The organism is Alcaligenes sp. AB3, from assembly GCF_031844565.1.
Lineage (GTDB): Bacteria > Pseudomonadota > Gammaproteobacteria > Burkholderiales > Burkholderiaceae_B > Alcaligenes > Alcaligenes faecalis.
Genome location: NZ_JAUZVM010000009.1, coordinates 10988 through 25641, shown reverse-complemented (window position 1 = coordinate 25641; position 14654 = coordinate 10988). Strand labels below are relative to the sequence as shown.

The 14654-nt window shown below is 58.5% G+C and carries 14 protein-coding genes; 3 read left to right on the top strand and 11 right to left on the bottom strand.

Going from position 1 to position 14654, the window contains the following annotated elements; genetic code table 11:
- Positions 1-27: 27 nt before the first annotated feature.
- From Q9R35_RS15615 to Q9R35_RS15595, 5 genes are all read right to left on the bottom strand, one after another.
- Positions 28-1872: an ABC transporter ATP-binding protein gene (locus tag Q9R35_RS15615; protein WP_311220099.1), complete on the bottom strand. Its 1845-nt coding sequence runs from the start codon at positions 1870-1872 to the stop codon at positions 28-30.
- A gap of 386 nt (positions 1873-2258) precedes the next feature.
- The gene (locus Q9R35_RS15610; protein ID WP_042483911.1) at positions 2259-3866 is read right to left on the bottom strand and encodes a gamma-glutamyltransferase family protein; all 1608 of its coding nucleotides are present in this window, start codon (positions 3864-3866) and stop codon (positions 2259-2261) included.
- Complete coding sequence (locus Q9R35_RS15605; RefSeq protein WP_311220098.1) at positions 3863-4891, bottom strand: tripartite tricarboxylate transporter substrate binding protein; 1029 nt, start codon at positions 4889-4891, stop codon at positions 3863-3865. Before Q9R35_RS15605 ends, Q9R35_RS15610 begins: the two co-directional genes overlap by 4 nt.
- Before the next feature lie 75 nt (positions 4892-4966).
- Positions 4967-5893, bottom strand: coding sequence for a LysR substrate-binding domain-containing protein (locus Q9R35_RS15600; protein ID WP_042483917.1), 927 nt, complete (start codon positions 5891-5893; stop codon positions 4967-4969).
- A complete protein-coding gene (locus tag Q9R35_RS15595; RefSeq protein ID WP_045931039.1) occupies positions 5890-6888 on the bottom strand; it encodes an LLM class flavin-dependent oxidoreductase in 999 nt (332 codons plus the stop codon). Before Q9R35_RS15595 ends, Q9R35_RS15600 begins: the two co-directional genes overlap by 4 nt.
- 88 nt (positions 6889-6976) lie before the next feature.
- Here Q9R35_RS15595 and Q9R35_RS15590 point away from each other — a divergent pair, with 88 nt between their 5' ends.
- The 3 genes from Q9R35_RS15590 (at position 6977) to Q9R35_RS15580 (ending at position 10071) form a co-directional block, all read left to right on the top strand.
- Positions 6977-7585, top strand: a complete 609-nt coding sequence (locus Q9R35_RS15590) for a class I SAM-dependent methyltransferase (RefSeq protein ID WP_042483925.1) — start codon at positions 6977-6979, stop codon at positions 7583-7585.
- Positions 7586-8114: 529 nt separating this feature from the next.
- Entirely contained in the window at positions 8115-8927 is an 813-nt protein-coding gene (locus tag Q9R35_RS15585) for a mechanosensitive ion channel family protein (RefSeq protein ID WP_063692444.1), read from the top strand.
- Positions 8928-9135: 208 nt separating this feature from the next.
- Positions 9136-10071 carry a LysR family transcriptional regulator gene (locus Q9R35_RS15580; protein WP_063692321.1) on the top strand — a complete coding sequence of 312 codons (936 nt, stop codon included), beginning with the start codon at positions 9136-9138 and terminating at the stop codon, positions 10069-10071.
- Positions 10072-10096: 25 nt separating this feature from the next.
- Here Q9R35_RS15580 and Q9R35_RS15575 read toward each other — a convergent pair whose 3' ends face one another.
- Genes Q9R35_RS15575 through mdcC form a run of 6 tightly spaced genes read right to left on the bottom strand, consistent with a single transcriptional unit; the run spans position 10097 to position 14644 of the window.
- Complete coding sequence (locus Q9R35_RS15575; protein WP_063692319.1) at positions 10097-11026, bottom strand: acyltransferase domain-containing protein; 930 nt, start codon at positions 11024-11026, stop codon at positions 10097-10099.
- Between the two features lie 2 nt (positions 11027-11028).
- Complete coding sequence (locus Q9R35_RS15570) at positions 11029-11991, bottom strand: triphosphoribosyl-dephospho-CoA synthase (RefSeq protein ID WP_172805345.1); 963 nt, start codon at positions 11989-11991, stop codon at positions 11029-11031.
- Positions 11981-12685 (bottom strand): malonate decarboxylase holo-[acyl-carrier-protein] synthase, encoded by a 705-nt coding sequence (gene mdcG / locus Q9R35_RS15565; protein WP_063692317.1) that lies wholly within the window; start codon positions 12683-12685, stop codon positions 11981-11983. Before mdcG ends, Q9R35_RS15570 begins: the two co-directional genes overlap by 11 nt.
- A complete protein-coding gene (gene mdcE, locus Q9R35_RS15560) occupies positions 12685-13398 on the bottom strand; it encodes a biotin-independent malonate decarboxylase subunit gamma (RefSeq protein ID WP_063692315.1) in 714 nt (237 codons plus the stop codon). The genes mdcG and mdcE overlap by 1 nt, the downstream gene beginning before the upstream one ends.
- A complete protein-coding gene (locus Q9R35_RS15555) occupies positions 13395-14297 on the bottom strand; it encodes a biotin-independent malonate decarboxylase subunit beta (protein WP_311220097.1) in 903 nt (300 codons plus the stop codon). Before Q9R35_RS15555 ends, mdcE begins: the two co-directional genes overlap by 4 nt.
- Positions 14294-14644, bottom strand: a complete 351-nt coding sequence (gene mdcC / locus Q9R35_RS15550; protein WP_063692310.1) for a malonate decarboxylase acyl carrier protein — start codon at positions 14642-14644, stop codon at positions 14294-14296. The genes Q9R35_RS15555 and mdcC overlap by 4 nt, the downstream gene beginning before the upstream one ends.
- Between the last annotated feature and the right edge of the window lie 10 nt (positions 14645-14654).

Sequence of the window (14654 nt, the reverse complement as noted above, 5' to 3'; positions counted from 1 at the left end):
TTTTTTTTTGCAAGCAAGTGACACGTTTTAACCATCTTGTTTGCCGGTCTCTCCCAGGAATCCGCCACTTTGACGTGCCCACAAGCGAGCATACAACCCACCTTTTTCCAGCAATTCCTGGTGGCTGCCTTGCTCGATGATGCGGCCCTGATCCAGCACAATCAAGCGGTCCAGTGCCGCAATGGTGGACAGGCGGTGGGCAATGGCAATTACCGTCTTGCCGTGCATCAGGGTGTTGAGGCTTTCCTGGATGGCGGCTTCCACTTCAGAGTCCAGCGCGCTGGTGGCTTCATCCAGTAACAGGATGGGGGCGTCTTTCAGCATGACGCGGGCAATTGCCACACGCTGACGCTGGCCGCCAGACAGTTTCACACCGCGCTCGCCTACATGCGCCTCCAGGCCCTCACGGCCCTGGCGGTCATGCAGCTGCGGGATGAAGTCGGCAGCGGCGGCACGCTCAACGGCCATATGCAGCAGCTCGTCGTTGGCATCCGGGCGGCCATACAGAATGTTGTCGCGCATGGAACGGTGCAGCAAGGAGGTATCCTGCGTCACCATGCCAATGGCGGCACGCAAACTGTCTTGCGTGACATGGGCAATGTCCTGGCCATCAATGCGGATGGTGCCGCTATCCACATCATGGAAACGCAGCAGCAGGTTGACCAACGTGGACTTGCCCGCGCCAGAACGGCCAATCAGACCAACACGCTCGCCCGGTTTGATCACCAGATTGAGCTTGTCGATCACCTGACGGCTTTTATCGCGGTAGGCAAAGCTCACGTCCTGGAATTCGATGCGACCTTGTTCGATTTGCAGGGGCTTGGCATCGGGCGCATCCACCACGGTGGGTTCTTGCGTCAAGGTGTTGATGCCGTCCTGAATCGTGCCCACGTTCTCGAACAGATTGGTCAACTCCCACATCAGCCAATGGGAATGGCCGGACAGGCGCAGTGCCATCGCAATGACAGCTGCCACCACACCGGCGGTGGATTGGTCAATCGACCACAGGTACAAGGCCAGGCCCGCCGAGCTGATCAGCAAGAGGGTGGCCAGCACATGGTTGGCCACTTCAAACATGCTGATCAGACGCATCTGGACATGGCCCGTTTCCTGGAAGCGGCGCATGGCGTTCTTGGCATGGTCTGCCTCACGGCGTGTGTGGGCAAACAGCTTGACCGTATTGATATTGGTGTAGGCGTCGGTAATGCGGCCCGTCATCAGCGCACGAGCATCGGCCTGTTCAGCGCCGACTTTGCCCAGACGAGGCACAAAGTACACGCAGGCCAAGGCGTAGCCCACCAGCCAGAGCAGAAAGGGCAGGATCAGCAGGCGGTCAAAGCTGCCGGCCAGAATCAGAATACCGATCAGGTAGGCGCTCATGCCCACGACCACTTCCACGGCCATGAACAGGGTTTCACGCACCGCCAGAGCGGTTTGCATGATCTTGGTGGTGATGCGGCCGGCAAACTCGTCCGCGTAAAAGGACATGCTCTGGTTCAGCATCAGCTTGTGAAACAGCCAGCGCAGGCGCATGGGGAAGTTGATGGCCAGCACCTGGTGCATGACCAGCGTATGCAGGCTGATCAGGACCACGCTGCCCAGCAGAACAGCGGCAATAGTCAGGAGCGTGCCACCCTGCTGGCTCCAGAATAAAGCAGGTTCAATCGAGGGCAGCCAGTCCACGATATAGCTGAGCAGGGCAAACAGCATGGCCTCGTAGGCCGACAGGCCAATCGAGGTCACGGTCATCAGGCCAATCCAGCCGCGTGAATTTTTCGTACAGGCCCAGATGAAGGGGAAAAATCCTTTGGGAGGAGTGGCGACGTGTTGTTCGGGATAGGGATCTAATCGACGTTCAAAGAATGACAGCACCGAATGGGCTCCAGCGGACGGCCCCGAGGATGGCAGGGCCGTTTAGACAAATAGAAAACCGCTTCCGGGGTATGAAGCGGCAATTTTTGATGGTACAGCAGTCATTCTGTCTGGCTGAAGAAAACCTGATAAAAACACAGTCTTTGTGTATGGAAAGTGTCAGATATTGACCACGGTGTACGTTTAGTGAGCCAAGCTAATGTTGGCGTCTGCTTTGGCAGAGCATTGAAGGAGGCTGAAGGGATAGGGCCTTGGTACGCGTGTCTTTGTTCCGTTGAGCGGTTTGTCTACATAGAGATAGGGAGGCCCAAAGGTATTTGGGGTCTGGATAAGGATATCCAGACCCCAATCAGAGAGCGGCAGTGATCTCTTAAAGGTAAACAGGCTTAGTACGCCACCACCTGCCCATCTTTACGCGGGTCAGAGCCACCCACGTAATGATTGCCCTGGCGCAGAATCAGTTGTGCACCGCCAAAGGCGAACACACCACTGCCAGGTTCAACGACGACTTCATGACCGCGCTCGCGCAGGGCCTGAACCAGAGCGGGATCGAAAGTAGGCTCTACCGCCACGCCACGGCCACCCGTCACGCGCCAGCGTGGGGCATCGGCAGCGGCTTGCGGGTTCTGACCATACAGCAGAACACGCAGCGCCATTTGCATATGGCCTTGGGACTGGAAGGGGCCACCCATCACACCAAACGACATTTGCGGCGTGCCATTGGCATTCATGGCAAAGGCGGGAATGATGGTGTGCGAGGGGCGCTTGCCACCGGCCACTTCATTCACATGACCAGGCCGCAGGGTAAAGCCATGACCGCGGTTCTGCATGCTGATGCCGGTGCCGGGAACGACCACGCCGGAACCAAAACCCATGTAGTTGGACTGGATCAGGGACACCATCATGCCGCTGGAATCGGCGGCTGTGACATAGACCGTGCCGGAGGGGCCGGGCAGGCCATGTTTGGGGTCGCCTGCCTCGTTCATTTGAATCAGGGCAGCGCGCTCGCGCAGATAGGCCGGGTCCAGCAGATGCTCGGGATGATGAATCATGTGCTCCAGATCTGCGTGGTGTTCGTACAGATCGGCAAAGGCCAGCTTCATCGCTTCAATGCTCAAATGCACTGTATCGATATGGTCCAGCGGCTGTTGGCCTACACCCGCCTGCTCCATGATGCCCAGTGCCATCAAGGCGGCCAGACCCTGACCATTCGGGGGGATTTCATGAATGACCGATTGCGCAAAAGGATGGCTGATGGTGCCGCACCAGTTCGCGCGATGCTCGGCCAGATCCTGCTCGTCCATGGCGCCGCCATGCTGGCGGGAGAAGTCGGCAATGCGTTTGGCCAGCTCGCCGGTATAAAAGTCCTGACCCTGGGTCGCCGCAATGCGTTCCAGCGTATTGGCCTGGTCCGGGTTCTGGTACCACTGACCAGCTACGGGCGCTTTGCCATCACGTAAAAAGGCTTCGGCAAAACCGGGCTGATCGCCCAGGCGCTGACGACCCAGTTCCCATAAACGTGCGATCACGGGTGAGACCGGGAAACCTTCTCGGGCGTAATGAATCGCGGGGGCGGCGACTTGTTCCAGACTCAGGCGGCCCAGCTTGCTGGACAGCTCGGCCCAGGCAGAGACCGCACCAGGAACGGAGACACTTTCCCAACCTTTGTCGGGGACGGCGTCGTGACCTTTGAATCGGTCCGGCGACCAGCCACGAGGCGAGCGCCCGGAGGCGTTCAAGCCATGTAGCTCTTTGCCGTCCCAGACGATGGCAAAGGCATCACTGCCTATGCCGCAACCCGTGGGTTCAAGCACCGTCAAGGCGATGGCGGCAGCCAGCGCCGCATCGACGGCATTGCCACCGGCCTGCAACATGCGCAGGCCCGCTTGTGCGGCCAAGGGGTGGGAGGTGCTGACCATGTTTTGGCCAAGCACCGCAGAACGGGCGGACGGGTAGGGGTTGTTCCAGTCCATACAGGTGTCAGTCTTGTTCATTGAATCTGTATTCCAGTCAGTTGGATCAGGCCTTGCCAACGTGCGCTGTCCTCGCGGACCAAGGAGATAAACTCTTCTCGGCTGGTGCTGCGGGGTTGGTCCACGCCCAAGGTTTGCAGGCGTGAGCGTACTTTGGGGTCCTGAACGGCATGGGTAAAAGCCTCATAAGCCTTGTCACGAATTTCGTCGGGCAAGCCTGCGGGAGCGTACAGGCCAAACCAGGTCACCGATTCATAGCCCGGCAGGCCGGACTCCTGAAAGGTGGGCAAATCGGGAGCCAGTGGCGAGCGCTGTTGGCCTGTCACCGCCAGGGCACGCAACTGGCCGCTGTTCACATACGGCATCCCGGTGGGGATGGCATCCAGTAAAACATGGATGGAGCCGCCCAGCATATCGTTAATGGCCTGACCGGTTCCGCGGTATGGAACGTGGGACATGACGATATTGGCCTGATTCAAAAAGGCTTCGGTGCCCAGGTGCACGATGGTGCCATTGCCACTGCTGGCGTAGTTCAACTCATCGGGATGGGCGCGCGCGTATTCAATCAGTTCCGGCAGAGTTTGCGCGGGTACGGACGGGTTCACCAGCAAGACGCTGGCGGCATCGCCCAAGTGAGCGATAGGGGTGAAGTCTTTTTCTGCATCGTAGGGCAGGGATTTGTACAGGTGCGGGGCAATCGCGTGGGTGCTGCTGGTGGTGAACAGGAGGGTGTAGCCATCGGGCTTGCTGCGAGCGACTTCGCCCGAACCAATCGTGCCGCCTGCGCCCGTGCGGTTGTCCACAATGATGTTGGCGTTCATCGCTTTGGCGGCGCTTTCGGCAATCAGCCGGCTGATGACGTCGGTGGCTCCGCCAGTGGGGAAAGGCACGATCAGGCGAATGGGGCGATCAGGCCAATCGCCGGCATGGGCCGCCATGCTGCTGACGGCCAGAACAGCACCTAATAAGGTTTGGGCAAGACGTCGCCAGGGGCGACGGGTCGATAGGGTCTGCGCGGTGCTTGGGGCGTTGCTGGGTCTGGTCATGGCTCTCTCCTCAATCAAGAGATGATAGGAAAGGCGATGATGCCGAACCAGCAACAAATAAGCAGATCAGCGTTGCTATTTTGGCAAGGCCTGCGGATCGATTTCAAGTTGCGGTAACAACTCGTCCAGAAAGCGGCGAACAATAGAGGGCAAGCGGCGGCCAGCCAGGGCCTGCACTTCAATCTGGCGGTTCAGCAAGCCGCGTTCGTGGATGAAGCTGGCCTGCAGCAAACCTTGCTCAATCAGATGACGAGCCGAGAGCAAGGCTGACACGGTCACGCCAGCACCGGATAAGGCAAATTGATGCAGGGACTGCATGTGGTTGCTGCTGAAAACCGGGTCCAGACTCAGGTTTTGCGCACTGCAAGCTACATCCATCATTTGTCGTACCGTGGTGTCGGGGCCAGGCAAGGCCAGGGGATGCGCCAGAAGGCTTTTCAGGCTGATGCGTTCGGTACGGGTTACCGGGTGACCGGGAACGGCCAGAGCCATGACGGGCGCATCGCGGCGGAACAAGGTCTTGATATCTTTTTCAGCCGTTTGCGTGAATTTGATGCCTATATCAATCTGGCCGCTCAACAGCAGCATGGTGATACGGTGTGGCGGCAGCACATCCAGCTGAAAGCGTATGCCCTGATGTTTTTCTCGAAACTGCGCAATGCATTGGGGGAGCAACTGGGCTGCCAAACCTTCAGAGGAGGCAATGCGTATCAGGCCGGTTTGCAGCCCTTGCAGGGCGGCAATATCGTGCAAGGTGCGTTCGGCATCCATGGCACTGCGGCGGGCATGGGCCAGCAGCAGTTCGCCCGCGGCGGTCAGGTTCATGCCACGGGCATGGCGCTCGAACAAGGCCATGCCCAGGTTTTCTTCCAGACCGCTGATCTGACGGCTGATGGCCGATGTGGCCACATGCAGATTGCTGGCCGCCTGCGAGATAGAGCCACAACGCGCTACTTCTTGGAAGTAGCGCAGTGCCGTCTCTTGAAGATGGCGTGGGTTCATACCAGACTGCCGCGCAGCTCGGCGGCAATCTCGTAGGAGCGCAAGCGCTTGTTGTGGTCAAAAATATTGGCGTTCAGCATCAGCTCGTTGGCGCCTGTCAGTGCAATGAAACCCTTCATCTGTTCAAGCACTTGCTCCGGATTGCCAATGGCCGTACAGCTGAGCAGGGAGTCCAGCAGATGCTGGGCGGGTGGGCTACATTGTTCGTAGTAGTCGCGTACGGGCGGTGGCAGTTGGCCGGGACGACCGCTGCGCAGGTTCACAAAAGACTGTTGCCAGGAGGAGGCCAGTAGTTTGGCTTCGTCTTCCGTGTCGGCGGCAAAGACGTTGTAGCCCAGCATGACGTACGGTTTTTCCAGATGCACGGAAGGCTGGAACTGACGGCGATAAACCTCAATAGCATCCATTAACTGAGCAGGCGCAAAATGCGAAGCAAAGGCATAGGGCAAGCCCAGCGCGGCGGCCAGTTGAGCACCAAACAGGCTGGAGCCCAGAATCCAGACCGGCACATTCAGACCACGACCGGGTACGGCCATGATGCGGTTGCGCGGCTCGTCGGACATATAGTCCATCAGCTCCAGTACATCGCGTGGAAACTGGTCGGGATCGCTGTTCAGATTGCGGCGCAAGGCGCGGGCCGTTTCGGGGTCGGAACCAGGAGCACGCCCCAGACCCAGGTCGATACGGCCGGGGTACAGGGAGGCCAGTGTCCCAAACTGCTCGGCAATTACCAGCGGGGAGTGGTTGGGCAACATGATGCCGCCTGCACCCACGCGAATGCGGCTGGTTTGACCGGCAATGTGCCCGATCAGGACCGAGGTGGCTGCACTGGCAATACCGGGCATGCCGTGGTGTTCGGCCAGCCAGTAACGGTGATAGCCCCACTGCTCGGCATGACGGGCAATGTCCGCCGAACAGCGAAAGGACTGGGCCGGGGTAGAGCCCTGAACAATAGGGGACAGGTCTAGGACGGAGAGCGGATAGCTTGGCTTCATGGCATCAGATTCAAATTGGACTCAGGATATAGTCGATCCATCGTTAGGCAGCGTCAAGTAAACCCATAGCATAGGCAAGGATGTTCAGATGAAAGAAACCAGTCGTCGCACCGTCAATCATTACCAGGACCATGCGCAGGCTTATCGGGACGGCACGTGGGACCATGATGTCAGCCAGAATCGTGATGCGTTGCTGGCGGCCATCGGCTTGCCGGGGCCTGTGGATATTCTGGATCTGGGCTGTGGACCGGGGCGGGATCTGGTCGCGTTTCAGGCCATGGGTCACCGCCCGGTGGGCCTGGATGGCTGTGCGGCTTTCGTGGAGATGGCTCGTCAGCAAACTGGCTTGCCGGTGCTGCATCAGGACTTTCTGGATTTGAATTTGCCCGCTGCGGCTTTTGATGGTGTGTTTGCCAATGCGGTTCTATTCCATATACCCAGCGCGGAGCTGCCTGCAGTTTTGACCGCTTTGCGGCACAGTCTGCGACCGGGCGGCGTGCTGTTCTCCTCCAATCCGCGCGGTCAGGGGCAAGAAGGCTGGAATGGTCAGCGCTATGGTTGCTACTACAGTTGGGAGCAGTGGTCAGAGCGTCTGGAGCAAGCGGGCTTTGAATATATAGAGCACTTTTATCGCCCCACAGACAGGCCACCGCAGGAGCAACATTGGCTGGCGTCCTTGTGGCGTGTACCGGCCTGATCAGCAGCAAAATGGTGAATCCCTGACCTGGCTACTTAGGTGATTGTTTTATAAGCCTATTTTTTGATAATGCAGGGGTTTTCCCTATTTTTATGCACATCTTTTGTGGATAAGCCGGTTTTCAACAAGCAGAGGCTTGCGCGAGGAAAAAAATGGTAAAGAATTGTCGATTCTCTGCTCGCCATTTCTAAGTGTTTGATTGCACGGGGATAAGTGCAGTGATTCACGGTTTATCCTGTGACTTGTCCACATTTTATGGGGATAAGCTGGCGTCTGTATCCGGATTTGGCTGTTTTCTGTTCGCGGTTTTCAAGTCGCTGATACTACGGAAGGTTTTTCTGATTTGCCCAGTTTTTCCTATGAGCTATCCACAGTTTTCGGGGATAAGATGGAGGGCTTGCTCAACTTGGGTTCAGGCCCCTCTCAAGGCTATGATGCGCACTAGCAATGTTTACCCTTAGCGGCCAGTCCCTTCGGTGCTTTGCCTTTTAATTGAGGAGATTGAAACGTGGAAAAATTGCAAGCCTGGATGACAGAGTTTCCAGCCGTTGTCGCGATTGCGCTCAACGTCGTGATCGCTTTGTTGATTCTGATTATTGGCTGGTGGCTATCGGCCGTCGCTGGTCGTGCCATCAAGCGGATGGCGGCCCGTTCCCCCCGAGTGGATCCGACGATTGTACCCATGGCCCAGTCCGTGACGGTCTGGACGATTCGCATCTTTGTGCTGATCGCTGTACTGGCTCGTTTTGGCGTACAGACCGCCAGCATTATTGCGGTATTGGGTGCTGCCGGCTTGGCCGTTGGTCTGGCCTTGCAGAACACACTGCAAAATATCGCGGCTGGCATCATGTTGCTGATGCTGCGTCCCTTGCGTGCGGGCGAGTTTGTATCGGTCGTTGGTAAAGGCGACGGGACCGTGCAGGAAGTGGGTTTGTTCCTGACCCGCTTTGAGCAAGTGGATGGCATTCAATTCACGTTGCCCAATAGCCTGATCTGGGGCAACCCTATCATCAACTACAGCCGCAACACCACTCGTCGTTTGGACTTTGGTGTGGGCGTACGCTATGGCGATGATCTGGACCTGGCCATCAAGCTGCTGCAAGACCTGCTCAATGAACATCCTCAGGTGCTGAAAGACCCGGCTCCTGTGGTTATGGTCATGGAGTACAAGGACAGCGTAATCACCGTCAATCTGCGTGCGTGGATCAATGCTGCTGACTTCTGGGATGCCCGTTTTGATCTGTTCCGCCGTGCGGTCCAAGTGCTGAATCAGGCTGGTTTGCAGACGCCCGTTCCAGTACGTGAAATCGTGCAAACGGGTGGTGAGAAAAAGGCTGCTTAAGCCTTGGGTTCAGGGCCTGGTTTCCAGATCCTGAACACGATCTTGCCGGGTTCAGGCCCGTGCTGTCCTGACCTGACATGGAAATGCCCCAAGCCTTGCTTTTAGCGGCTTGGGGCATTTTTTTCGGGTTAGCCTGCATTGGACTTAGTTTCGGTTTCTCCCATACTGTACTCTTTGCTCTCGCGCTGTTTTTCTACCTGCCTCCACGATGTTTCTGATCGACGAAAAAATCACGGTACGACGCCTGGAAGTTTTGCTGGCTTTTCTGGAAGCCGGCACGATTGCCCGTGCCGCTGAACAATTGGGTACCAGTGCGGTCAGTGTGCATCGAGCATTGAAAAGTCTGGAAGAAGGCTTGCGCTGCCCCTTGTTCCTGCAGGAAGGGCGCAACCTGGTGCCGCAAGAGTCGGCACGCGAGCTGGCTGAAGCCGCCCAGGAAACCATCCGTACCTTGCAGCATGGCATTGATAATGCTCGCGCAGCAGGGGGGTATTCCTCGGATCAGTTGCGCATTGGCTCCATGTATTCGCTGACGATACGTCTGGTGCCGCGTCTGTTGGTGGAGCTGAAAGTCCACAAACCGTTAATGCAGATTGATCTGGTGCTGGACTCCAACGAGAAGCTGCTGCAAAAGCTGCGGGGCGGTCATATCGATGCAGCCTTGATCGAGTTGCCGCAAGAGCAGCCGGATGACCTGGAAATGCTCCCCATTTTTGATGATGAACTGATGTTTGCGGCCCCCATGGATTGGCAAGGTTCGGATTCATCCGTAGTGGATCTGGAGCGTTGCTCCAAGGAACGCTTTGTGTCGCTGACCGATGACTTCGCGACAGGCCGGGACATGCAACGCATGCTGGCCAAAGCCGGATTCGATGCCGATATTGTGATGCGCACCGGGGATATCTTTTCCTTGATGAGCCTGGTCAGTGGCGGGGTGGGGTGTTCTCTTTTGCCGGCCCGTGCCAAAGAGGTTTTCTCTGACAAGATTCAATGGCTTGGCCTGGAGCACAAGTATCGACACTCACAGCGTATCGGTCTGGTCTGCATGAAGTCACGCGAGCGTAGCCCGAATGTGTTGAGCCTGTTACGGGCCTGCCGGATCGTGCGCACTCAGCTGGAAAAAGAAGGGCTGAAATCGGCCTGATGTTGGACGGCTTGCGGATGTCTCCCTATCCCGCCCAGCGTGACAACCAGCGCTGCAAACCATCCAAGGTTTGGAACTCATCCACACTACGCGCAGGAATTTCGGAATAGCGCTGATTCCACATGGTCGCCAGACTGCGTCCCGGTCCAATCTCCAGCACCACATTAGGCTGTCGTTCTTCAATTTGTTCCATGCAGGAATCCCATTGCATGGTTTGCATGATCTGTGCCGATAAAGCCTGCGCTGCGGTGGCGGCGTTATGCACCCATACACCGGCATTGGTCGGCCACGGCACGTTCGGGACAGCCAGTTCGCTTTGATTCAGTTGCTCCTGAAAGGCTTGAGCTGCGCTGCTCATCCAATGAGTATGGGACGCAATATTCACAGCCAAGGGTGTGCAACGTGCCCCTTGCTCTTGAGAAAACTTTTCCAGGGCAGCCAGCTTGTCACGCGGGCCCGCACACACGGCACTATCGGGGCCATTGCGTATGGCCAGGGCAGCGCCCTGTACCTGACACCATTGCTCAATCGTCCGAATTGAAACACCGCTTACCGCCAGCATGCTGCTGTCTTGTCCGGCCCCCGCCTGATCCATCAAGGCGGCTCTTTGTCCTGCCAGTTTGACGGTATCGCTGGTGGATAAGACACCCGCTACACAAGCGGCTGCCAGTTCACCAATGCTGTAGCCCGCCACGGCGGCCAAAGATTGACTGGAGGACTGCAGGGCAGGGACTTGCTCCTGCAATTGCTGCCAGGCGGCCAGTGCGCATGCCGTCAGCACGACTTGGGCATGGGCATTGGTGCTGGCCCAACTGCTATCGCGCATGGCAGCGCGCCAGTCGGGAACATGCAATTGCTCCTGCATTTGCAGCAGCAGGGGATGGGCCGGGTTCATCCAGGGCAGCATGTCTGCGTATTGCATGCCTTGCCCGGAAAACAGCAGGGCGATTTTCATGGTCAGGCTCCAGTAGGGCGACGCTGGCTGGCACCACCGGGTGCATAGGCTTGCAAGCGGTCCAGCCAGCAGCAGGCCGACAGGGTATCGGCAGCGCCTCCGGGGGACAGGCGGCGTTTCATGAAGGCTTGATGCAAGGCCTGGGCGCGCTGCACTGCATCCGGGGTAAACGCACTGCCTGCCTGCAAGTATTGCGCGGCGCAGCGGCGCGCGTAGTGTAGCCCCTCCAGTCCGCCACGATGGGCCAGATTACTATCGTCAAGGACCGCCATGACAGAAAAGAAGGTATGCAAACCCACGGTCTGCAACTGCTGTTCTGCCACTGGTGTGCTGTGCGGAGACAAAGTGTTGACAGCGACTTGCCAGGCGGGCCAGGCCGTTTCAAACAAGGTGGGAAAGCCCTGGGCGGCTTCCTGGTTCGCTCCTTGCAAGCCATAGCGGCGTACCGCCCGTCCGCCCGGCAGTGCGGACGATGCTTGCAGGCTGCGGGCCTGTAAAGCCGCCCCCCATAATGTTTGAAGTTGGTCCCGAATCGTGGCGGGAGTCAGGGTGCGAAAAGGAAGGCAGGCGCCTGCGGCTGCGCACAACAGGCCCAGCATGAAAATGGCACCACGGTGGGTATTGATGCCCCCCGTGGCGGCCTGCATGCGAGCCTCCGCTGCAATCCCGCGAGTTTGCAGCTGGCTGAATGGAACACGCTGTTGGCCCAGGGCCGCCATGTCAGAAAAATAATGGCGCAGAGCAAACAGGCTGCGATAAAAAGTGCTGGCATCCATATCGTCATGGCTGCCGCTGTCGATCAGGGAAACCAGCCCCGGTTTGGGGGCCAGAATCAGCTCGTCATACAGCGCCAGAACGGCTGCCCGGCCTATGGCCGTGCAACTCCAGGAACGAGATGGGTCCATGGAGTCGGGGGCAGTGGGTAGCTGCGCCAATGCCCTTGTTTCAATTGCATCAAGCAGCATGAGAAGACTCCAGGCTAGGGGCGTGCTCGGGCCAGTCCGAGTGCGCCTGAATACGTAAACCATGCGTGTGTTTGATCATGACTTTGTTGCTGGCACCGCTGCGCCATTGCTGCCATTCACGCCAGGCGATGGCGGCGTCATCCGGAAACAGCAGCTCGCCATCCAGACGGGGCAAATCGGGCAATTCGCTGGCCGCACGTAATAGCTGCACCAGACGATCGGCCTGCGTGGCGCACTGCACGGGTAGCAGCAAATCCAGGTCCGAGCCTTCACGCACATAGCCTTGTCCGGTGATCAGTTCCCAGCCATAACTGCCATAAACCTGAGCGGTGCAGCTGTGTGCCTGCATCTGCTGGCATAAGCTCAGCCAGCTTTGTGCCAAGGAAACCGGCAGCAAGGTTTGGGCTTCATGGGCGGGAGGGAAACGGCCCCAGGCCAGGCTCCGCGCCTGGGGAACGATCAGGGACAGCCTTTGCCGTCCCCAATCGGTCGGCAAAGGAATGCCCACTTGCAGCTGCCCGCTACGCAGCTCGCCTGGCTGACGGCTGACGACCAGCGGCCAGTCACGGGCCTGCCATCTGCGCAGGCACTGATGGGCGTGGCTGGTCGGCTCCAGATCAGCCAGCACCTGATCCCAGGCTGTACTGTCCAGCGTGATCAGGTGGTGACGGCGAGCGGGCAGTGGGGCTGTCATCAGGACGCCTGCAAGACCTGTTCAATGATCTGGGCAGCCAGACGGCGGCCACCGCGTTCGGCCCCATCGCTGGCACGGCGGTCCTGATCATTGGATTGGGCCAGCGCTGCACGCAAGGATGCACGCAGTTGCTCTGGCGAACTGCTGTCCCAAACAGACTGAATGCCTCCCATGGCCACGTAATTGCCTACGCCGGGCGCAAAGACCGGATTGGATTGCGCCAGTTCTTCCAGCATGGATTCGGGCAGTTTGGTGACGCGGGCCATGGCAGGAATGCGCATGACGCGGATCTCGGCTTCAGGCAAGGCATAGCAGGCATCGGCAATCAGACCGGAGGTGATGAAACCACCGGACAAGGCCTGGTCATACACCAGGCCAATAACCTTGTGACCTTTGCATCGCGCCAGATCCAGGCACATGCCCAAGTGAGCCATGGCGCGGTTGATGCCCAACAGCTCATCGCGGCGGCGCAGTTGCTGACCTTGGGTATCGACCAAAAGCAGCAGACTGCGGCCAGGATGGTTCTTGATGGTGTCCAGCACGGCCTGTGCCTGGGTCAAGGCCAGGGCCACGCCGATGGGGGCGTGTTCAGTGGTTCCGATAACGGCTAAGGTCTGGCCATCAAACTCGGCATCGCCCTGCAAGAACAAATCCTGTTCGCTAATGCTGTGCTGCGTATCGAACAGCGATTGCACCAGAGTTTCCCATTTCATGACAGCGCCTCCTGGCTGCGTAATGCTTTGACGGCTGCAGCGTCCATCTGCCCGACTTGATCGCTTTGTTCCAGCCCCAGCGCTTGCCACAAGGTCTGGGCTTGATTCTCGGTGTGATCCCATTGCTCTACAGGCAGCAGGGCCGCGCGTTGTGCCAGCAACTGATGTTCCTGTTCCAGCTCTTCCAGGGTCACCGGGCCACGCGCCGGATTCTTCAAACCTTGTACGGCTGCGTCGCGGAAAGCGGCCACGGTGTCAGGTACGAGGTCATCGCAATCGGCGGTCAGCCAGCGGTGTTTCCCACCGCTGGTTTGCCAGACCAAAGCACGATCTTTGGAGTCGTATTCTTCGACTCCGTGGGAGGCTTCAATCACTTCCGGGCCGGACATGGCCAGACGGCCCACGTCACTCATGATCAGGTGGTTGGTGCAGCGGGCCACAATACCCATGCCACCAAAGCAACCGTTTTGCCCGCCGACCAAAGCAATCACCGGCACACCGGCATTGCGCGTATCCAGCAAGGCGCGCATCACTTCGGAGACAGCAATCAAACCGGCATTGGCTTCGTGCAAGCGCACACCACCGGACTCCAGCAGCAGCACCACCCCAGCAGGGCGGTCGATCATGGCGCGGCGCAGCAGTCCCACCAGCTTGGCGCCGTGAACTTCGCCCACACCACCGCCCATGAATTCGCCTTCTTGCGCGGCCACATAAACCGTCTGCCCTTCCAGCAAGGCATGGCCGATAGCTACACCATCATCAAAGGAAGAGGGCACACCCAATTGGGCCAGATGGGGGCTGCTCAAGCGTTGGGCAGGGGGCAGCCATTCGTGAAAGCTGTTGGCGTCAAACAAAGCCTGGACGCGCTGGCGGGCAGAACATTCCAGATAACTGCTCATGACTGGGTTCCTTGTGCTTGGCTACGCGCCAGTGCTTCGCTGGCGGCCTGGTCCAGACGCAGGCTGACCACGGCAGGGGTGGCCCCCATATCGTTGATGTCAAAGTGGATACCGGCCAGCGGGTGGCGTTGGTGAAAGTCCCGCACCACCGCATCCCAGATCGTGGAGAACCCACGTGCCGAGGTGTGAATGTGGATAGTACATTCGGGGCTGTCCTTGGGCTCGGCCAGCACTTCCAGATTGCCCGAACCCACGACGCCCACCAGCACAGGCTGGAAGGGGCCAATGGGCTCTTGTCCTTTGAAACTGTAGGCCAGGGTTTCCAGGCCGTGAGGAATGTTTGTCATCGTGATCTCC